Below are 22,555 nucleotides of genomic sequence, written 5' to 3'. Positions count from 1 at the left end.
AGCGGATGCATAACACATCCGCCTCATAAGCCAATAAAATCCTTGCACTACTATGTAGCAAGTACTAAGCTATAAACCTTACGAACCCTCGTTGTAAGGTGAGAAGCGGAAATCTTCTGCTTGATATTACTTAGACAGTTTATCATTAAAGCTTTATATTGTCAACGCTTTTTTTATTTTATCCTACTTTTTTAAATTGTATTCGCTTTTTCCATGCATGGAGTCCTAAAGACAGTCCAATAACGCCATAGGCAACAAATGCTCTAAAAAATTCTCCTATTTGAGCATCTCCAAATAAATTTTTCCCAGCCTTTGGAGAAACAATAAACAAGGTATGAAATAATATAGTACCAAGGAGCGCTTGACCAATGGTTGCTCTTGATACAGATGCTCCTCCAATAAGGAGGGCCGCTATTGAAAAAGTAGCTATTTGCACATGGCTTCCATAGGTATTGAGGGTTCCCATATTTTGAAGAAAAATCAATTGTCCCCAAGCAGCTAATAATGTTGACAGAGTGATTGCAATAATTCTCACCTTGTCTACATTAATCCCTGAAATTCTGGCAATATGCTTATCTTGACCAACAGTTCTAAAATCTTGACCTAGCTTTGTCTTTACAATTAATACATTAAACAAACATAACAGAGCAACAACAATACATGTTATCACAGGTAGTTTTATATTTTTAAACATTTTCAATTCATTAGGAAGATAACTTCCGCCAAAAATAAATATACCACTTACTGCTACCACTACAACACAACTCATCATCGTTATTAAATATCTTCCTGTAAAAGAACATTCTTTTTTATGATATATTCTAACGACTGTATAAATCAACATAGTAAGAATAGCTCCTACTAAAAACACATGAAATACAGGTAATTTAACAAGGTTGTCTAAAGCATATTTAATCCCCACATTTCTTGATAAATCAATAGTATTTCTTACACCTACACCACTACTTAAAATCATTACAGGATCTTTCATAGGAATAATCGTACCAATTGAAAATAAAAATATAAATTGGTAGATTCCATTTGCAAAGAAACCTGCTATCATACTAGCAATCATTTCTTGTCCCTTTGTTTTATTAAGTAATTTTCCTGTTAAATTACCAAATAATATAGCTAAAGGCGCTGCTAGCAAAGCACACAACAAAAATCCTTTCATTCCTGTAATTCCCCAGTGCATTACTAGGAAAATAGCTATTTGTCCAGCCATTGCCCCAATAGTTATCCCAAAGTTTAGTCCCATTCCTGCTAATACAGGAATAATCAATGACAGTACTAGAAATGAATTTCTTGTAATTCTTGTCAATAGTTCGCTTCCTATAAAGAATAATGGAAGCTTTGAAAGTTTAATCCCTATCAAACATATGATCACAAATAATATGGTTACACTATTATTGATCAAAAAACTTTTTATATTGAATCTTTCCCTTTTATTTTCTAAGGCATCCCTTGCTGACTTTGTATTACTCATTTCTGCCATATTAATCTCCCCCCCCAACTTTTGTTAGTGCATAAAGAATAATACCATTTTGTACGATCATTCTAAGGACCTCAGATAAATTTCCTTCCCTTACAATCTCATTTGCAACAGGGAGAGCAACGGTTAAAAGTCCTTGGAATAAGAAAGCTCCTAGGATAACATGGGATATTTTTGCACGACTAGCTGAAGCACCACCAATTAATATGGATGCAACTGCTGGAAATGCCATCATAAGAGGTGCTTGATACAATTGAATAAAACCATAGCTTTGGGCATAGACAAGTATACCAACAGCTCCAAGTACAGTAGATAGCACAGTTCCAACAATTCTGCATTGGTCTACATCAATCCCTGAAGCTGTGGCAAATTTAGGGCTATCTCCTGCTGCTTTCATAGCCGTACCTAACTTACTTCTCGAGAACAACCAAACAATAAAACAACAAATAAAGAAAAACAGTAATAATCCTGTAGGAATTTTCACTCCAAAAATAGGAAATTCCCAAAAGTGATTCAATATTTGTCCAAAGGTTGAGTCTAAAGCAATAGTTACCCTAAGGCCGTTTCCTATTGGCCAAACCATCTCTTCATGATTAAAAGGAAGTAATATCCACATAATACTCATAAAAGAAACAATTGAAAAGCCTGTATAAGTTGCAACAAGCATTTCAGATCCCTTAATTTTATTAAGAAGAATACCATAAATCCATCCTACAAGTATTGCAAAAGGTAGAGAAATAGTTAATGCTCCAAAAAAGCTCCCCCACCCACTCAGACCAAATTCAATACTCATAAGACCACCTAAAAGGCCACAAATAATTCCTAATGGGAGTGCAAAATTTGGACCAATACCAGATTGTATAGCAGGTACCATAGCTAATACCAATATGCCATACATACCAAATCTTCTAATACTATCCGATATTAAACTAGCTATTGGTAGTTTTAATATTAAAGCTACTATAAAAAGAAAGATAAAAAAGGAACTAATAATTATTCTTGGAAGACCTACTTTGTTTGAAAATCGCTTAACAGCTTCACTCATTTATAAAGCCTCCTTACTATGCATTTTACGATATTCCCCAGCCATCATTAAACCAAAATCTCTATCACTTGCAAAAGGACTGACAATCCCTTCAACTTCTCCTTCTGAAATAATAGCGATTCTATCACAAATAGCCCTAAGTTCTGCCAGCTCACTTGATGTCATGACAATGGTCATTCCAAGTTCTTTGTTTAGTTTTACTAATAAATCTAATACTAGCTTTTTAGCTCCAATATCGATTCCTCTAGTAGGTTCTGAAACAAATAAAATATCTGGTTCTAATGTCAATGCTCTTGCAATGCAAACCTTCTGCTGATTTCCACCACTAAGTCTTCTTGTAATCTGCATAGATCCTGTACATCTTATATCTAAATCCTCAATCATCTTCAAGGCATGTTTTCTAATTTTTTTACGATCTAATTGATCAAAGAACGCAATTTTCTTTAAAAATTTTTCTTGTACTTGCATCGTTGTAACAACAATATTATGTTCAATAGAAGAATCTAAAAGAAGTCCAATTCCTCTTCTATCTTCTGAAACAAAAGCTAATCCACTTTTAAGAGCATAACGTGTATCATTAAGTTTTAACTTATTCCCTTTTAAAGATACTTCTCCACTTGATTCATAAAGCCCCATAATTCCATTAGCAATGCCTATTTTTCCTTGTCCAGCCAAACCTCCAATACCTAATATTTCTCCTTTTTTTATATCTAAATTGATCCCCTTCACTTCTTCCCCTGGCATGTTTACTTTAAAATTTTTCATAGAAAGGATCGTTTCTAGATTTTCAAAGTTTTTGTTTGTATCTTCAGATTTATTGGTAACTTCAATCTTCCTACCCACCATAAGTTCAGCAAGTTCTCCTACATTTGTTTCTTCCTTTTTTCGTATTGCAGCTAATTCTCCATCTCTTAAAATCGTTACATTATCAGCAGCCTCCATTACTTCATCTAGTCTATGGGTGATAAATAAAATAGCAATTCCTGAAGCTGCTATTTTCTTCATGGATTCAATTAAATTATCTGCTTCACTCTCTGTTAAAACGGCAGTAGGCTCGTCAAAAACTAAAAGCTTTACATTGCTTTTATCAATTTCTCTTGCAATCTCTACAAATTGCATATATCCAACAGGTAGTCCCGCTACCTTAACCCACTCCTCTATATCCATACCAAGGGTATCTAATGCTTTTCTTGCATCTTTTTTCATTCTTTTTGTATCTAAAACATTTAAACTTTCTCCAACTAATTTACTAATAGGATTCGTCTTTGTTATTTCTCTGTTTAGCTTTATATTCTCTGTTAAACTAAAACCTGGAACTAACATAAATTCTTGGTGAACCATCCCAATCCCTATCCCCATGGCTTCTTTAGGAGATTTTACATTTACTGTTTCTCCATTAATAACAACCTCTCCCTCAAACCCCCCTGTAGAATGAATAACAGGCATGCCAAATAATACATTCATAAGAGTAGATTTTCCTGCACCATTTTCTCCTAATAACGCATGAATCTCCCCAGGTTTTACAGAAATACTAACACCTTTTAATACTTTATTTCCAAAATATTCTTTTTTTATATTTTTCATCTGAAGCACATAATCTGAAGTCATTTTTCCACCACCTTAAGAATTTCACTATGCTAATAACTTAAAACCCAACAAAAACTTTCACATAGTGTATACAACGAACACAAAACAATCACATTTGACTCTTCCCTTAAGCTTTGATCTATCTTCTTATAAAATGTAAGGCTGCCTATACGGCAACCTTATTTTAATATTTATGTATTCTATAAATAATGAGTCATTAGAAGTTTAAGAAATCCATCAATACCATTAGATAGTTATCATAATTTTTCCCACCTTCTTCTAATGGTGTTAAAGTAACCTCTATTCCAGCATATTCTTTGAACTTTTCATTTATTTTTTCCATATCTAATTTTCCATTTGTTTCTCCATCAATATATGCTTTTGCATATTCAGCTCCTGCTTCAACAAACATCATAGCACAAGGTCTTGGCCAAGTAGAAAATCTTCCTGTACCACCCTTTTCTGCTATTTTTTCTGTAATTTGATCTACTACAAAATCAATATCCCCTTTCTTATCCTCAGGAATTTTAATCCCTAATGCTGAAGGGAACCCATGGTATGGAGATGGACAACAAGGTTGAGGATATATTGCCCCTGCATCTAATACAGCTTTAATAAGAGGTACTTGCATAGAGCAGTTTGTGCTAAAGAATGCTGTATCTTTTCCATATTGTTCAACTTTTCTTGGAACATCTTCTAATATAAATTGTTGTGCCCCTGATACACCTGCATCACCTGTTGGATCTGGAGCTGTTGCATCAATAAATTCAAGTCCTAATTTCTCACAATGCTCTTTAAGCAAATCGCGTCTTGCAGAAAGAAGTGCATAAGACATATGTCTTGGGAATGAATAATGAACAAACTTAGTTGCCCCTTGTTTCTTAGCCTGCTCTGGTAATGTATGACCCATAGATAACTCATCCATAGCAAATACAACATCTGCCTTAGATGCAATCATCTTTGGATCTTCTCCAGGAACACCACATACGAATAAAAGATCATCTCTTATTTCTCTTGCTTTATCAATAGCTGCTGAAGTTCCAGGAACAGACTGAACGATAATAATCGCCTTAACATCAGGATCAGATGCCATACTTACAACATTTGCTATTGTTGTTTCTTGCTCATCCATAAATTTGTCAGGATAAGTCATTACAATAACATGTTCTTCTCCATACTTTTCTAATACATTTTGAGCTGCTCTATACTCTTCCTCATTTTGAGAAACAGTACCCGTCATAATACCAATTTTCCAATTTCCCTCAGAATTTTCTGCTGTTGCTGGTTCCTCTGATGCTGGTTGTTGTCCGCAAGCTGCAAGGCTTACTAACATCAGTACAACCAAAAGAATTGCTGAAAACTTTTTGAACATTGAAATTCCTCCTATTTTTTATTTTTTTAGAAAAGAGAATCAACATTTATTTTCTCTTTTCTATAAAACTCTTCAGTCTAATTTATTACTATGCAGACCATGTCCTATTTCATTCCATTTTCTTTTTATTTTGAATTTTCTCATTTTTGACTTATATGTATTTATATTCTATATATGTTTTATTTTTCCTTTTCATAATATGTAATTTTTTTTATTTTCTGATATTTTATTTTGCAATAAAAATTTATTTATTTCATTAATATTTTTCCTCCTTTCGTGGGAAAACTAATAATAAAGAATTTAGAAAGAAGGTGATGAACTATCTCTCGTAAGAAGCGTTTTTTCATTTTTTTCGGCTTTGTTCTATTGATTAGTCTTCTAATTCCTAAGAACTTTTTCAGTGGAACGATTGTTCCTATACACATGAACAATACCTATAGATTTCTTCTGATTTCTTTATGTATAGGCTTATTTATTTACTGTATGAAATTAGAAAAATCTCCTCAACTAGAGCCTGTTCACATAAAAATGGAAAAAGATGATAAACAAAATAACAATACTAACAAACCTGCTGTTCGTTTCAATGATGTTGCTGGACTTGATGAAGTAAAAGAAGAATTATTTGAAATCATTGACTTCATTAAGAATCCTACTAAATATCATAAAATGGGAGCTACCATTCCTAAAGGAATTTTATTTTATGGTCCTCCTGGAACAGGAAAAACATTGCTTGCACAAGCTCTTGCTGGGGAAACTGACTCTAGTTTTTTCCCTACTAGCGGTTCTGAATTCGTTGAAAAATATGTTGGTGTAGGAGCCAAAAGAGTAAGAACGCTTTTTGAAAAGGCAAAAAAAGCTTCTCCAAGTGTCATATTTGTAGACGAGATAGATGCCATCGGTGCTAAAAGGACCTCTGAAAGTAATAATGAAAAGGATCAAACCTTAAACCAACTACTCATAGAAATGGATGGTTTTCACTCAGAACAAACAATTCTTGTAATTGGTGCAACAAACCGATTAGATCTTTTAGATGAAGCGCTCTTAAGACCTGGTAGATTTGACCGGCACATGTTTATAGGAAATCCTGATTTACATGCAAGAGAAGAAATTCTTTTGGTTCATACAAAAAACAAACCTATTGCCTCTAGTGTAAATATAAAAGAATTGGCTCAAAGAACTCACGGCATGTCAGGAGCTCACCTGTCTAACATTGCCAATGAAGCTGCAATACTAGCTGTAAGGAGCAATAAAAAAGACATTGGCATCAATGAATTCAATGAAGCCATCGAAAAGGTTATTGCAGGCCTTCAAAGAAAAAATGCTGTTATTCTAGATAAAGAAAAACGAAAAGTATCCTTTCATGAGGCTGGTCATGCTTTGATGGGAAAAATACTGAATTGTGATCTGGTTTCAAAAGTATCTATTGTTCCAAGGGGCGAAGCTCTAGGTTATGTTATGTATGCTCCTGAAGAAGATCGCTATTTAACCACAACCAGTGAACTTAAAAATAAAATAAAAGTTTTATTAGGCGGTAGATGTGCAGAACAAATTATTTTTGGAGAGGTTTCAACAGGTGCAAGAGATGATTTACAAAAAGCAAACACCATTGCTTATCAAATGGTTTGTGAATATGGTATGAGTAATTTAAAAAACCGTGTATTTGAACCTACCTTAATAAAAAACTGTTATCCTTTAATTGATGGAGAAATAAAAGGGATAATAGATGGATGCTATAAAGAGGCATTTGTAACCTTAGAGAGTAATACAGATTTACTATCCTCCATCGCTAATGAACTCTATAAAAAAGAAACCCTTACTGGAGAAGAATTAGAAAATATTTTAAAACTTCATGAAAAAAAATGTAGCCTAAATATATAAAAGAGAGTCATAATGACTCTCTTTTATATGTTATAATGTTCTATTTTTAATTTCTTCTTTTACTTTGTTTATGAAACTTTCAATTTCTTGACTACCAAGTTCTCCTTCATCTCTTGAACGAACAGATATCGTATTTGACTCTTGTTCTTTTTCTCCAACAATAATCATATAAGGAACTTTTTCTAATTGAGCTTCACGAATTTTATATCCAATTTTTTCATTTCGATCATCTAGTTCCACATATATCCCATTTTCTTTCATTGTTTCTACAATTTTTTGTGCATAATCCATAAATTTATCAGCAATAGGAAGCACTTTTACTTGAACAGGTGCTAACCAAGTTGGGAACTTTCCAGCAAACTGCTCTATCAATATACCTATAAATCTTTCAATACTACCAAAGGCAACTCTATGGATGACTACAGGTCTATGTTTTTCTCCGTCTTTTCCAACATATGTCAAATCGAATCTTTGTGGTAATTGGAAATCAAGTTGAATGGTACCACACTGCCATGTTCTACCAATACAATCTTCTAGATGGAAGTCAATCTTTGGTCCGTAGAATGCGCCATCTCCTTCATTTAATTTATAAGGCAATCCTGATTCTTCTAATGCAGCTTTTAATGAACTTTCCGCCATTTCCCATTCTTCATCTGTACCCATTGAATCTTCTGGTCTTGTAGATAATTCTACATTATATTTGAATCCAAATCTTGTATAAACTTCATCGATTAATTTTGCTACTCCCTTGATTTCATCTTTAATCTGTTCTGGAAGCATAAAGATATGTGCATCATCTTGTGTGAAAGCTCTAACTCTCATAAGTCCATGAAGAGCACCAGATAATTCATGTCTATGAACTCTTCCTACTTCACCCATTCTAATAGGAAAATCTCTATAAGAATGCATATCTGTTTTATATACAAGCATTCCACCTGGACAATTCATAGGCTTTATGGCATAATCTTCTTCATCAATTTTTAAAGTATACATATTTTCTTTATAATGATACCAATGTCCAGAAGTCTCCCATAACTTTTTATTTAATATAATAGGAGTTTCTACCTCAACATATCCCCATTTTCTATGAACATCTCTCCAATAGTCCATCAAAGTATTTTTAAGCTGTGTTCCCTTTGGTAAGAAGAATGGAAATCCTGGTCCTTCTTCAAGGATTGTAAATAATTTTAATTCTTTTCCTATTTTTCTATGATCTCTTTTCTTCGCTTCCTCTAATCTATTTAAATGTTCTTCTAATAATTTTTGTTTAGGGAAAGATGTACCATAGATTCTTTGAAGCATTTCTCTTTTCTCATCTCCACGCCAATAAGCACCTGCAAGACTTAATAATTTTATTGCTTTTACTGACTTTGTACTCACTAGATGTGGTCCTGCACAAAGGTCCACAAAATCCCCTTGCTTATAAAAAGAAATTACTGCATCCTCTGGTAAATCTTCAATTAATTCTACTTTATACCCTTCTTCTCTTTCCTTCATATACTTAATTGCTTCTTCACGAGGCAATTCAAATCTTTCTAATTCTAGATTCTCACTAACTATTTTTTTCATTTCTTTTTCAATTTTTTCTAGATCACTTTCTGTAAATCTATGTTCTGAATCAAAATCATAGTAAAATCCATTGTCAATAGCTGGTCCTATTGCAAGTTTTGTATTAGGAAATAATCTTTTTACAGCTTGTGCTAAAATATGAGAACTTGTATGTCTAAAAACTTCTTGTGCCCCTTCATCATCAAATTTTAAAATATTTAATTCAGAGTCTTGTTCAATTGCATAGCTTAGACCTACAACCTTACCATCTACTTCTCCTGCTACTGCTTCTTTTGCAAGTCTTCCACTAATTTCTTTTGCAATTTCAAGTATTGTTATTCCTTTTTTACAGACCTTTTCTGATCCATCTTTTAATGTTATTTTTACTTGTTCCATCTATACTGCCTCCTTTAATTTTGCTTAAAATATAAAAACCCCTCGTCCCAAAGTAATTCTTTGGGACGAGAGGTATCTCCCGCGGTTCCACCCAGATTGATTCAATCCACTCAAAGGCATTAAGGTTGCCTAACCCATATCCTTTTCACCTTTTGGCTAATCAGGTATAGCTTAAAGGTAGTTTTTCCTATAGTCATATCAAAGAATGCTTACAGCCTATGACATCCTCTCTCTTTTGACTGAATCTATAGTACTTTTCCTTTTTCATCGCTTTTCACTTTATATCTTTTTTAGCTTTGTTTCATTATAAAAATATTTTCAGTATTTGTCAATAAGTTTGTTCAAATTTTCCTTTTTTATACATAAACAATGAAAATTTATGGTATAAGTATAACAATCCCCTGAATAAGGCCTATTACACATCCAATAATAGCGCCTAAAATTTCTATATGCTTTAATTCTTTTTTAGCAATACGAAGTACTATTTCTTCTAATTTCTCCAGTTCAAAATCATTGATTTTCTCCTCAATAATTTCAGCAATCTTTACTTTTTCTGTAGCCCTATGTATCATCTTTTCTGTTAATTCAGTAATAGCTTTATCTGCTTCTTTATCAATAATCTCATCAATATATTCCTCAATCATTCCTTTAAACGCACTGGGAATAAAGCTTGGAAGTTTCTCATCTACAATTTTTTTTATTTTTCTTTTAATATTAAAGATGATTTCGCTTTTATTTTCATCTTCAACAAATTTATCGATAATTTCTTCCATAGATATAAGCTCTGTTTCTACAATTTCTCCTACACTTTGGGCAAGTTCTGCTTTCCTTTTAGGAATCAATCCTTGTATCTTCATATTAAATAAAGGCACATGTATGGGCTCTAAAGGTCTAAAAATAAATTTAATTGCTAATACATTGGTAATCCATCCAATGATTGATCCTACTGCTGCCAAAATAAATAATTTCATCCAAAACAATGTATTTCACCTCTACTATATTATCTTTTGCAAAAACATTTCCATTTATATATTGGATGTATGTATTTTTCGTATTCAGTATAGCATAGTTATACACCTAATACAATAGAATGCCTTTCATTGCAAATAATTAAGAGTAGAGTTTTTCTCTACTCTTGTTTAAGATTATGAATAGATCCACATAGATTAGATTCCGTGCAAATGTATACTCTATCTGAAAAAACATTTTGAATTGTATCTATAATTTCCTTTTTGGAAGAATTTGTTGAAAAGTGAATAATAATTTTTTTGGGTGCCAAGGTAATCAAAGAACTGATTAATAAATCATCATAACTTATATCCTTGTCTGCCATCTCAAGTGCCAAGTCTTCAAGATATTCATTCTTTATCATTTTGTTTTTATCATCGTAAAGCTGATAATTTCCATCTTCTGTCATAAGTACATTTACTGTATCTATTTTTGCTTCTTGAATATCTACAAAATATCTTAAAAGTCTTATAAACTCGTTATACTCCTTTTCCATTAAAAAATCTTCTACTGCTCTATCTATACTATTTTCCAACTCTTCAATATAGCTTCTTAATCTAAATCGAAGAAAACCTTCCAAATGAATTACATCATTTTCTATGAAATAATCCATCATTTGCTGCACTATTTTAGTTCTTCTACTAATGGTACAACTGCTCCCTTTTTCATATTTGTACATTTCATCTTTCTGTATATTATTAAAATGTTTAAGAATCGCCTTCCTTTCTTGTAAACCAAAATAATCATATTCATTAGACAAAATATCATAAGCCATTTTTTCTTCCATATCATGAATAATAATCTCTGAAAAAATATTTGCTATATAATATTTAAAAATGTGTTCAAACTCATCTATTGTATAATATTTTAAACAAGTTTCTTCCACAGAATAACTAATGTATGTTTCTCTTCCTATCTTTTCAATATTTTTATCTATGATGATACCATCTTTTAAAAAAAAATCCATTTCATGATCTAATCTATTGTAAATATCTTTCCAACATTCATTGAGTATTATTGTCATTAAAGTCATTTCTTTCACTCCTTCTCCTACTGTATTAGTAGTATATGTGTAATAAGAAGTGATATTCAAAATAGTTGATTACATTTATTTCTTAATATGCCATTTCTAAAACAGGTATGATAGAGCCAATATCTATTGGTTGCTTATTTTCTAGAAATACTGGTTCTACTTCATATTTTGCTAAAAATTTCAAAATTCTATCATAATCAGGATGATAAGATAAAAATCCTGAAAAAGCTATTTTATTTTTCCCAATAAGCCCTGAAATTCCTCCAATAAATCCATATTCAATTCCTGGCAGATCTATGTATCCAGGTGCTATTACTAAAGGGTCTATTCCATATTTTTCTACTGTTTTTGCAATGCCTCTATCAGATGTAATGATGGCTCTTTCATTCACAATACAGATTGAACATTTTGAATATCCTTGTTTCACATGAATCAACTCTATTTGGTTCTCTTCAAGTAATTTTAATGTAGATTTATCGGTATATTTTAAATTATGTATAGCAAAATTAGAAACTCTTGCTATATTATATGCAATATTATCTGGATAGTTCCTTCTTAAAGTTGTTTCTCCTTTTATTACATTCAATCCATATTTTTCAAGAAGCTTTGCTAAAGGATCATAAACATTTGGTGCTACAACCACATCTTTTCCTTTTATAGGATGCAACAATATATCTGGATGATAGGAGATTGCACCATATAGTTCTTTGCAACAAGGTGTCTTTATTATATTTATACCCATACTTTTTAAATTATTCATAAAGTTATGGGATACACGACCATCTACAAGCGCTACTTTAACATGACGTTGAGGCAAAAAGGGAGTATCTAAAAATTTTTCATTCATTTTATCACCTGTCTTCTTATTTTTCCATAGTATATCATTTTATATTGTATAAATGAATTTTAGTTGCATTTAAATTTGGCAAAAATCTATTATAAAGACTTTAAATTTATGATTATATCTTTATATAAAAACAAGAATTCCTTTTTCTTAGGAATTCTTGTTTTTATATGATTTCATATCTGCACTTTTTAATATAAATTCTTATAGATATTTAAGATTTCTTCTCTTGAAAGTGGAACATAATTGTTTGCAAGAAGCCTTTGTTGCTTTTCAAGTACACTATCTGTAAAGCTTTCAATTTCTTCTTCCTTCATACCATATTCTTTTAAAGCTTTTTTACTTAAAAGCTTGTCAAGTACTTTTTCAATAGCATCATATACTTCAGTTTCATCTACATTTAATAGAGAGGCTAAGAAAGTATTTAACGCTTTGATTTTCCCATTAGGATCTATTCGGTTATAAGTTTTAAATACTTCTGTAAAGAACTGATAGTTTGCTTCTCCATGAGGAACATGATAAGTACCTCCTAATGGATACGACAGCGCATGTACAGCTCCAACTCCTGTATTTCCAAAAGCGATTCCTGCATAGTTACTGGCAACTGCAAAATCTTCTAATAATTCTTGACGGTAATCTTCACCTTTTTCAATAATCTCTATATATCCTTTTAAAAGCATTTCAATGGCTTTTACACTGATCATTTGTGTAAAGTCATTTGCATTTGGTGATACATAAGATTCAATAGCATGAATTAACGCGTCAATTGAACTAAATACAAAGAATTTGTATGGAAGACCCTTTATTAGTTCTGGAACAAGTACTGCATAATCAGCATATAATTCATCAATGGCAAGACCCATCTTTGTATGCTTTGATTTGATTTCAGCAATAGAAATATTTGTTACTTCACTTCCTGTTCCACAAGTTGTAGGTACAATGATTAATTCTTTATCTTTTATGAAATCAATTCTCTTTTCAAACATATCTAATGCGTTTTTACCATCTTTAAAGATTAATAGTTTTGCAATATCGATTACTGAGCCTCCACCGATTGCAATAATTCTTTTATATGGTTTATCAACTACTTCTGCTAAAATTTCATCGATCATTTCATCAGATGGTTCACCTACACCATACTTTTCTTGCATGATAAAATCTGCTTTTAAGTCTAATGCTTTCATAAAAGGATCAAAAAGGAATTGATGGGTAAGTACTAAATCATTTTCTCCAATTTGGAATTCTTCTGCAAAAGTTTTAAAATCATTAAATTTATGGATTTGTGTTGGTAATTTAAAAAATTTCATAATAATCCCCTTCCTATTCTCTATTCAAATTTACAATTAAATCTTTTTTCCCACTCTTCAATCAACATTGGTCTAAAATCTGGATGAGCAATATTGATAAGGGCTCTACCTCTTTCTTTTAAGCTCTTTCCTCTCAATTGTGCAATACCATATTCTGTAACTACATAATTTACATCATTACGTGATGTTGTAACAGCTGAACCTTCATCAATAAAAGGAGCAATACGAGAAACTTTCCCTTTTGATGCTGTTGATGGAATAGCAATAATAGATTTACCTTTTCTTGCCATACTTGCTCCACGAATATAGTCAACTTGTCCACCTACACCACTAAATTGTTTTAATCCTATACTTTCTGAAGCTACCTGACCCATTAAATCTACTTGGATACAAGAGTTAATAGAAATAATGTTTTCATTTTGCATAATTACACAAGGATTATTTACATAATCTACTGGATACAATTCTACTGACGGATTATTATCAACAAAATCATAAAGTCTCTTGGTACCCATTAAGAATGTTACAACCATTTTTCCTTTGTGTAAAGTTTTCTTTTTATTATTAATAACGCCTGCCTCTACTAGTTCAACAACACCATCTGAGAACATTTCTGAGTGAATTCCTAAATCTTTTTTATCCTTTAAGAATAATAGTACTGCATCCGGAATAGCTCCAATCCCTAATTGAAGAGTAGAACCATCTTCTACTAGTTTAGCACAGTTTTCACCTATTGCCTTTTCAATTTCACCAATTCTAGGAGGTGGAAGTTCTATGATTGGATAAGAAGTTTCGACAATATGATCCATTTCAGAAATATGAATAAAAGAATCTCCCATAGTTCTTGGCATTTGATCATTTACTTCTGCAATCACTACCTTTGCACATTCTGCTGCTGGTTTTGTATAATCAACAGAAAGGCCAAAACTACAGTATCCATGTTCATCTGGACGACTTACTTGAACTAATGCCACATCTACTGGTAAATACTCTTCTTTGAAAAGTCTTGGGATCTCTGTAAAGAAACAAGGAGTATAATCCGCTCTTGCTTCGCTGACTGCCTTTCTTGTAGATCCTCCTACAAATAATGCATTATGTCTAAAATGTGGCGCCATTTCAGGATTTGTATATTCGCCTTTTCCCATAGCTACCATGTGAACGATTTCCACATTTTCATATTGTTCTTTATTATTTACCATCGCCTCAACTAACTTTTGAGGTTCACATACCGCATGACCAATAACTACTCTATTTCCTGATTGAATATAGCTTACAGCATCTTTTGCAGTTGTTAATTTAGATTGATAAACATCTTGCCAACTCATCTTCTCCACCCTTTCCCTTATTTATGAATTTTTTTGATTACATGAATCACTTTTTCATAATCATCATGCTTTTTTATACAAAAAACACCTTTTTTAGTGCGAATATTCGTGAAATTTGCACAACAATTCGTGCATCCCCCCACTACTAAAAGAAAATCATACATTTCTTCTTCTTTTGCAACTTCAAACGTAAAGTTTTCTCCTAACGCTTCTTTTATTTGCTCTATAAACTTTTTTCGATCATACCGTGGGTTACATCCTCCACAGTACTTTATCCCTATTTTCAAAGTCAATCTACCTACTTTTCCTTATTTAATATTTTTTTTGCCATATCTATAAGGTCTTGACTCACTTCTGTCACTAGCAAAACTTCCTTGATTTCAGGTATTTTTTCCTGTAAATCACGAAGTACAATATCCTCCAGGGTAAATTTTGCAGATGGACATCCACTGCAAGCTCCTAAAAATTTTACTTTTACAATACCCTCTTTCACTTCTACAAGCTCAATGTCTCCATAATGCTCTTTTAACTTTGGTCTTATGATTTTGTCTATTACTTCATTTACTCTATTAAACATATCCTCACCCCATTATAAGGTTGGGGGTGGAATTTTCCACCCCATTTTAAAATTAACATTTAATCATTATTTAGTAGCTGCTGCTTCTCTTGTTGCTACAGATACTTCATCTATTCTAGCAATTTTTCTTGCTAAATCTTTTTTATGTGCAAGGTTTCCTTGTCTTGCAATCATAATTCTTTGTGCTTGTGGAGAACCTGCTCCATGCATTGATTCTGTTCTATATCCTACTGCTGCTGTTCCTAATGTCATATTCTCAATAAGTCTTAATACTCTCATTCTATGCTCTGTTGGAACTACATTTACTCCTTTGAAGTATTTCTCACAAACAGGTCCGATTACTGGATGTTTGAAATCTTGTTCTGATGGCATTGTTACCATAAGTCCTCCAGCAATATCTTCTGCAAGTCTTGTGATTTCATATGGGAATCTTGTTACATTTTGCTTACATACATTTGCAAGTAGTAAATCGATTTGATAGTTTCCAGCTTCTGTTGGATAACCTTCTGCTGAACAAGCAATACCACAACAGTATAATGTTTCATTTAAGTGAGTCATTTCGATTAATTTATCTTTAATGTGAGAAGCTTTTGCTGCTCCATTGAATTCTGCTGCAAGTGCTGCTGCTCCTATAAGTACATCACCAACACCTACTTTACATCCACCATAACTTTGACGATGGTATCCTGCAAATCTTTCTACTAACATTCCTGCAAATTCCACTTCTCCATTTAAGAAGATTCTATCATTTGGAATAAATACATTATCAAATACTACTAATGCTTCTTGTCCACCAAATTCTTTATTCCCTACATCAATATCTGCACCTTCTTCTGTCTTTCTTGAATCACAGCTTTGTCTTCCGTAGATCATAAAAATACCTTCAGCATCTGATGGAATAGCAAAAGATACAGCGTAAGCTTCGTCTCCCTCTCTCATAGCAATTGTTGGCATGATTAGATGTTCATGAGAGTTTACTGCTCCTGTTTGGTGAGCTTTTGCTCCTCTTACAACGATACCATCTTCTCTTTGCTCTACTACATGTAAGAAAAGATCAGGATCCTTTTGCTTACTTGGTGCTAAACCTCTATCTCCTTTAGGATCAGTCATAGCTCCATCTACTACTAAGTCATTCTTTTGTACATATTCTAAATATTTTTTGAAGTTTTCATGATATTTTGTTCCATGAGCTTTATCAATTTCATAAGTTGTACTATATACAGCATTGAAAGAGTCCATTCCCACACATCTTTGGAAACATGATCCTGTTTTTTGTCCAAGAAGTCTTAGCATTTTTACTTTCTTTCTTAAGTCATCTGTACTTTGATGTAAATGTGTAAAACGATTTACTTTTTCCCCAGTTAAGTTCGATGTAGCTGTCATTAAATCTTCATATTGTTCATCTTGTGCTAATTCATAAGTCATTGCTACCGAATTGATAGATGGTCTAATTACTGGATGATCTACAAAGTTTTCAATTAATTCTCCAAACATGTACACCTTTATATCTAATTTTCTTAAACTTTCAAGATATTGTTCTTTTGTCATTAATGCCATTTAAAATCAGCTCCCTTTCGATTTGTTATTATTTTAACAAAATATTTTATTTTTGTACATACATTTTTGAAATTCTTTAACTTTTTTTCGTTATTTCTTACACTTATACTATTAAGCAAATCCTATGCCATTATTTAAGCTGTTAATTTTTTTTATTTTTTTTTTAGAACAATCCAACACAGCATTTGAATTCACTAGTTTATATCCTTTTATACTATTTATATTTACACTTATCATTTTATTATCCTCAAAAATATACAATTATATTTCGTTGCAAATTTGCAACATTTTTCTCCTAAATATATGTTAAATAATAGTCAATTTTTGCTATGTATAAGTATTTAGCTATCTTTATACTTCTGTTGCATTTATGCATTCACGTTGCATTTCAGCAACATTTCTTACTTATTTCTTAGCTTTCTACGATAAAAACTATGGGCACAATTCAAAGCGCCAATTGGATTATGGGCTAAAACCCTATCTTTTGTAAGTAACACAGTAGTTGGAGCCTCAACATATTTAAAAAACAAAGCGTCATGTCCTACACAAAGTCCTATAGTAATATTAAATTCCGTCTCCTCTTTGTTCAACAACATGGCTTGTCCTATTGGATTACAACTTACTCCTCTTAAATCTTCTCCATCACTTATACTTAATGCTTTTTTATCAATCCCTCCATTTTTACAAATCACTGATGAAACCTCAAAACCATGATCTCTAAGAATTTTTACAAATATTTTTGTTTCCTTTTTAAGTCCTAAACAAAAGGCTACACCAATTTTTTTATAATTCATCATCTTACAGAATTGAATGGTTTCTTCAACGCGAGACCATCTACCCTTTCCTTCTTTTTCAAGTTGTATTGTTCCATCTATAAACTTTTTAATTTCTTCTTTCTCATATTCTTCCCTTGCACACTCATAAACTTCCTCTTCTTTTATAGGACAATTAGCAGGTACTTTTTCAAATTCTCCTTTTCGACAACCTATGATCTCACAGTCTGCACATGTAAACACAAAAACTCCTCCTTTACTTTCTTTCTATCATTTTTTCTGCTAAATCTTTTAGTAGGACACTTACAGAATATAACTGCTGCGTAACTGAGGATAACTCTGACATAACTTCAGCTTGTTTTTTCACAAACTCCCTTATATGCCCAACCTCATCATTTACATTTTCGGAAGAAGCACAAATTTGTTTTAAAGTTTCTTCAATAATTTTAAGAGAATTTACATTTTGATTGGAAAATTTTTGTATTTCTTTAGCAACAACACCAAATCCTTTTCCTAATTCCCCAGCTCTTGCAGCTTCAATAGCTGCATTAATTCCTAAAATATTCGATTGCTTTGCAATGCCACCAATAGACTTTAATATTTCATCTGTAGCTGCAACCTTTTCTAAAGAGTCCGATGATAATTCGGATAATTTCTCTCCTACACCAGATAATTTACCATTTGAAGTTTCCAAATCCTCCACCATCTCTATGATTCTTTCTGAAACATTATTTAAATCTGAGGCAGCTACTGTCATATTGGCTAAACCTTCGTTACTTTCACATATGATTAGTCCAGCTACAACTTTACCCGATTGGTCATAAATAGGATAAGCCGTTCCTATATATGGAAACCCAAAAACATTTTCATCTATCTTTTTACTAATCCTTTTTTTATTATTAATGGCGTCACTCATAATAGACCCTTTTACAAGTTTATCTCCTGCTTTTAGGTTATGATTAATCCTTTTTCCTGGAATATAGACACGATATTTCTCTATATCTGCTACTGCAACAACAATTTGTTCACTATATATGGCATGCATATAAAAAGCTGCAATGGTTAAATAATCTATAACCGTATATTCTTTTGGATGATTCCCTAAAATAACTGACAAATTTTTATACGCAGGATTTTCTAATATTTGTGTATGATTGATCCTCATATATTCCGTCTCCTTTTTTACCTATAGCCTCATAAAGATTACTGCAATCGAAGCAATATCCCTTCAACCTGTAGTCTCCGTTTAAAAAATATTTTTTCAAGAAAAATAGTAATTCCCTCTTTATCCATTTCTACTTTAGAAGACAAATAAACATCTATTCCATTAATTTTGAGCTTTTCATATGATTTCACCTTTTTTTGATCTTTAAATCCCATTCTCACGGAAGGAATATAGTATCTCTTTGTATTTCCACATCCTCATCCACCACTTGTCTCTTCTGGAATCATATGAATAACAACACAAGAGGCCTTTTGCTTTTTTATATACATCTTCGCCTCTTCTGTAATCTTGACATTCATAAAATCTCCTCCATATGGAAAGATGCAGATAGCCTTATGACTACCTGCATACTTTAATTTTAAACTAAGCTGCTTCTTCTTCTTCACCAAATACATACACATCATACTCTGGCTTATTTCCTAAATTAACAAGTAAGCAAAGCACAATACCTGCTGCAAGTCCCCATGCAGCTCCACGAGTACAAAGAACAGCACCCATTACACCAGCAATACCTAAATCATTAAAGGTACGAGCCTTCATAACCCCAACACGAACAGAAACATAACCTTGAATCAACATAGTAGACGCAAGAGCAATTCCTAATATAGGTTTACAAAGGGTAACAATCGGAAGAATTAAGTAACCTGTAAAAGTACCAAATCTAAAAGATCCTGCTCCACCATGAATTGAATCCATTGCTTTTCTTCCATGCTTATAACGTTCACAAATAACAACTTGCATCGCGGCCCAAAGAGGTCCACACATAGTTAAATCTGGTCCGATAATAGACATAATAAAGTTTCTTAAACCAAATACTAAGTGAGATCTATTAGGATTATAATCAATATGTTCATCTGTACGAACCTTTCCAGCATCTTCAAGTAAAGCTTGTGATTGAATCATATCTCCAAATAATACGATATATGCAGAGATAACTGTAGGTAAACTTTCAATAAACAGACTCACTGGAGGAAAACCCACTCCAAAGAATGTCCACTCTCTCCACATAGTAGCAAATGCAGGTTTTGTAATTCCCCACTCAATTTGTGGCCATGGTGTTTCCCCAAGCATTGGACCTACTATGATAGCTAACGCTACAACTGGTAAAATCCCTAGGTTCGCAATCACCTTTAATATAGAATGGTTTTCTCTAATACTTTTAAAATGATTTGAGAATAAAAGATAGAAACCTAATCCTACACAAATAATAATAGATAATGGAAAACTATCAAACTTAGCACCCTTCTTAAAAATAAGAATTACAGCTGCAAAACCTGCACCCATTATAATTCCTGATTGCATTGCATTAGGAACAATAGAAACAATTTTTTTACCAAGTCCTGTAACACCTAAAATAATTGCTAAAATACCTAAAGACATCTCAAATGCAATTAAAGCTTGCATTCTCTCAGGACCCATTTCATATTGACTAATATGAAGCATCAAAAGTGGAATAGCTGGCGTTACCCATCCTGGGACTACCGGATCTCCTAAAAATACATGTGCACAATAGAATAATCCATTTAGTACAACAATTGCCATAGCTACTTCAAAAGGCATTCCTAAATACTCTTGAAGCATTGGAACTGCCCCAAGACAGACTGCACACATTAATAATCCCTGAATATAATCCGCCCATTCGAATTTGTAATGGATAAATGGAATACGAATTTTAAACGGCCCTGCTGGAATATACGGTTGTTCTTTTCCTAACTCTCTCTTCATCGCCATAATATTTCCTCCTTTTTATTGTTGTTTTTTAAGTTTTGTAATTTTCAGTACAAATGTATAAATTTTTATTAGTCCTGTTAAAACATTTTTGTAATTTTATGTAATTATCCAACTTTCTTTTTCACACAAAATGTTCCTCTAAAAAATTAAAAAAGGGAGAAAGGAGCTTCCCCCTTTTTTATAATTATTATCTATTTTGTAGCCGCCGCTTCTCTTGCTGCTACAGAAACTTCATCAATTCTAGCAATTTTTCTTGCTAAATCTTTCTTATGAGGTAGATTTCCTTGTCTTGCAATCATAATTCTTTGTGCTTGCGGAGAACCTGCTCCATGCATTGATTCTGTTCTATATCCTACTGCTGCTGTTCCTAATGTCATATTTTCAATCAGTCTTAGTACTCTCATTCTATGCTCTGTTGGAACTACATTTACGCCTTTGAAGTATTTCTCGCAAACAGGTCCAATTACTGGATGTTTGAAATCTTGTTCTGATGGCATTGTTACCATAAGTCCTCCAGCAATATCTTCTGCAAGTCTTGTGATTTCATATGGGAATCTTGTTACATTTTGCTTACATACATTTGCAAGTAATAAATCGATTTGATAGTTTCCAGCCTCTGTTGGATATCCTTCTGCTGAACAGGCAATACCACAGCAGTATAATGTTTCATTTAAGTGAGTCATTTCGATTAATTTATCTTTAACGTGAGAAGCTTTTGCTGCTCCATTGAATTCTGCTGCAAGTGCTGCTGCTCCTATAAGTACATCCCCAACACCTACTTTACATCCACCATAACTTTGACGATGGTATCCTGCAAATCTTTCTACTAGCATTCCTGCAAATTCTACTTCTCCATTTAGGAAAATTCTATCATTTGGAATGAATACATTATCAAATACTACTAATGCTTCTTGTCCACCAAATTGTTTGTTTCCTACATCAATATCTGCACCTTCTTCTAACTTTCTTGTATCGCAACTTTGTCTTCCATAGATCATATAAATTCCTTCTGCATCTGTTGGTACTGCGAAAGATACTGCGTAAGCTTCGTCTCCTTCTCTCATAGCAATTGTTGGCATAATTAAATGTTCATGTGAGTTAATAGAACCTGTTTGATGGGCTTTTGCTCCTTTTACAACAATACCATCTTCTCTTTGCTCTACTACGTGTAAGAAAAGATCAGGATCATGTTGCTTACTTGGTGCTAAACTTCTATCTCCTTTAGGGTCAGTCATCGCTCCATCTATTACTAAGTCATTCTTCTGTACATACTCTAAATACTTTTTGAAGTTTTCATGGTACTTTGTTCCATGTGCTTTATCTGTTTCAAAAGTTGTGCTATATACTGCATTGAAGGCATCCATACCAACACATCTTTGGAAGCATGATCCAGTTTTTTGTCCAAGAAGTCTTAGCATTTTTACTTTCTTTCTTAAATCATCTGTGCTTTGATGTAAATGTGTAAAACGATTTACTTTTTCCCCAGTTAAGTTAGATGTAGCTGTCATCAAATCTTCATATTGAGGATCATGTGCTAATTCATAAGTCATTGCTACTGAATTGATAGATGGTCTAATTACTGGATGGTCTACAAAGTTTTCAACCAATTCTCCAAACATATACACCTTTACATCCAATTTTCTTAAACTTTCAAGATATTGTTCTTTTGTCATTAATGCCATTTAAAATCAGCTCCTTTTTATTTTTCGATATATTTTTAACAAAGCAAGGGTTGTGCCATATTTTATATAAACCTCCATATTTTTTATAAAATATGCCATAATGTATTTATTTTACTAGTTTCAACCAGATAATTAATTTATTTCCTAATTCTTTCTCCTTACCTATTTTGTTTTA

18 protein-coding genes and 1 other annotated feature are annotated in these 22,555 nt (G+C 32.5%); of the genes, 1 reads left to right on the top strand and 17 read right to left on the bottom strand.

All coding sequences use genetic code 11. The annotated features are described in order from the left end of the window. Window positions 1–178: 178 nt before the first annotated feature. From K7H06_RS04755 to K7H06_RS04740, 4 genes are all read right to left on the bottom strand, one after another. The gene (locus K7H06_RS04755; RefSeq protein ID WP_246637637.1) at window positions 179–1,495 is read right to left on the bottom strand and encodes an ABC transporter permease subunit; all 1,317 of its coding nucleotides are present in this window, start codon (window positions 1,493–1,495) and stop codon (window positions 179–181) included. Between the two features lies 1 nt (window position 1,496). Next, window positions 1,497–2,537 carry an ABC transporter permease subunit gene (locus K7H06_RS04750; RefSeq protein ID WP_223038800.1) on the bottom strand — a complete coding sequence of 347 codons (1,041 nt, stop codon included), beginning with the start codon at window positions 2,535–2,537 and terminating at the stop codon, window positions 1,497–1,499. Further along, a complete protein-coding gene (locus K7H06_RS04745; protein ID WP_223038799.1) occupies window positions 2,538–4,145 on the bottom strand; it encodes a sugar ABC transporter ATP-binding protein in 1,608 nt (535 codons plus the stop codon). A gap of 196 nt (window positions 4,146–4,341) precedes the next feature. After that, the gene (locus tag K7H06_RS04740; protein ID WP_223038798.1) at window positions 4,342–5,496 is read right to left on the bottom strand and encodes a DUF3798 domain-containing protein; all 1,155 of its coding nucleotides are present in this window, start codon (window positions 5,494–5,496) and stop codon (window positions 4,342–4,344) included. A gap of 483 nt (window positions 5,497–5,979) precedes the next feature. Here K7H06_RS04740 and K7H06_RS04735 point away from each other — a divergent pair, with 483 nt between their 5' ends. After that, on the top strand, window positions 5,980–7,374 hold the full coding sequence (locus K7H06_RS04735; protein WP_343216812.1) for an ATP-dependent metallopeptidase FtsH/Yme1/Tma family protein: 1,395 nt from the start codon (window positions 5,980–5,982) through the stop codon (window positions 7,372–7,374). Between the two features lie 30 nt (window positions 7,375–7,404). On the opposite strand, the gene thrS is transcribed toward K7H06_RS04735, so the two are convergent. The 13 genes from thrS to K7H06_RS04670 all read right to left on the bottom strand — a co-directional run bounded on the left by thrS (window position 7,405) and on the right by K7H06_RS04670 (window position 22,380). Continuing rightward, entirely contained in the window at window positions 7,405–9,318 is a 1,914-nt protein-coding gene (thrS, locus tag K7H06_RS04730; protein WP_223038797.1) for a threonine--tRNA ligase, read from the bottom strand. A 58-nt stretch (window positions 9,319–9,376) separates the two neighbouring features. Beyond that, window positions 9,377–9,595 (bottom strand) — a binding site (T-box leader). Between the two features lie 100 nt (window positions 9,596–9,695). Then, window positions 9,696–10,289, bottom strand: coding sequence for a DUF445 domain-containing protein (locus tag K7H06_RS04725; RefSeq protein ID WP_246637694.1), 594 nt, complete (start codon window positions 10,287–10,289; stop codon window positions 9,696–9,698). Window positions 10,290–10,447: 158 nt separating this feature from the next. Then, window positions 10,448–11,359: a putative sporulation protein YtxC gene (gene ytxC, locus K7H06_RS04720; RefSeq protein WP_223038795.1), complete on the bottom strand. Its 912-nt coding sequence runs from the start codon at window positions 11,357–11,359 to the stop codon at window positions 10,448–10,450. Between the two features lie 82 nt (window positions 11,360–11,441). Continuing rightward, a complete protein-coding gene (locus tag K7H06_RS04715) occupies window positions 11,442–12,206 on the bottom strand; it encodes a DUF6873 family GME fold protein (protein ID WP_223038794.1) in 765 nt (254 codons plus the stop codon). Between the two features lie 188 nt (window positions 12,207–12,394). Further along, window positions 12,395–13,510 (bottom strand): 4-hydroxybutyrate dehydrogenase, encoded by a 1,116-nt coding sequence (locus tag K7H06_RS04710; protein ID WP_223038793.1) that lies wholly within the window; start codon window positions 13,508–13,510, stop codon window positions 12,395–12,397. 20 nt (window positions 13,511–13,530) lie between these two features. Then, on the bottom strand, window positions 13,531–14,835 hold the full coding sequence (locus tag K7H06_RS04705) for an acetyl-CoA hydrolase/transferase family protein (protein ID WP_223038792.1): 1,305 nt from the start codon (window positions 14,833–14,835) through the stop codon (window positions 13,531–13,533). Between the two features lie 17 nt (window positions 14,836–14,852). Continuing rightward, window positions 14,853–15,122, bottom strand: coding sequence for a hypothetical protein (locus tag K7H06_RS04700; protein ID WP_223038791.1), 270 nt, complete (start codon window positions 15,120–15,122; stop codon window positions 14,853–14,855). 11 nt (window positions 15,123–15,133) lie between these two features. Next, window positions 15,134–15,412, bottom strand: a complete 279-nt coding sequence (locus K7H06_RS04695) for a NifU family protein (protein WP_223038790.1) — start codon at window positions 15,410–15,412, stop codon at window positions 15,134–15,136. A 66-nt stretch (window positions 15,413–15,478) separates the two neighbouring features. Then, entirely contained in the window at window positions 15,479–16,969 is a 1,491-nt protein-coding gene (locus K7H06_RS04690) for a 4-hydroxyphenylacetate 3-hydroxylase family protein (RefSeq protein WP_223038789.1), read from the bottom strand. Window positions 16,970–17,370: 401 nt separating this feature from the next. Beyond that, the gene (locus tag K7H06_RS04685; protein ID WP_223038788.1) at window positions 17,371–17,985 is read right to left on the bottom strand and encodes a DUF1847 domain-containing protein; all 615 of its coding nucleotides are present in this window, start codon (window positions 17,983–17,985) and stop codon (window positions 17,371–17,373) included. Window positions 17,986–17,998: 13 nt separating this feature from the next. After that, the gene (locus K7H06_RS04680; RefSeq protein ID WP_223038787.1) at window positions 17,999–18,907 is read right to left on the bottom strand and encodes a methyl-accepting chemotaxis protein; all 909 of its coding nucleotides are present in this window, start codon (window positions 18,905–18,907) and stop codon (window positions 17,999–18,001) included. A gap of 423 nt (window positions 18,908–19,330) precedes the next feature. Beyond that, a complete protein-coding gene (locus K7H06_RS04675) occupies window positions 19,331–20,698 on the bottom strand; it encodes a hypothetical protein (protein ID WP_223038786.1) in 1,368 nt (455 codons plus the stop codon). 191 nt (window positions 20,699–20,889) lie between these two features. After that, a complete protein-coding gene (locus K7H06_RS04670) occupies window positions 20,890–22,380 on the bottom strand; it encodes a 4-hydroxyphenylacetate 3-hydroxylase family protein (RefSeq protein ID WP_223038785.1) in 1,491 nt (496 codons plus the stop codon). Window positions 22,381–22,555 lie beyond the last annotated feature (175 nt).

The organism is Crassaminicella profunda, from assembly GCF_019884785.1.
Lineage (GTDB): Bacteria > Bacillota > Clostridia > Peptostreptococcales > Thermotaleaceae > Crassaminicella > Crassaminicella profunda.
Note: the sequence above shows the minus strand (reverse complement) of the source record. Positions and strands in the feature narration are given on the sequence as shown.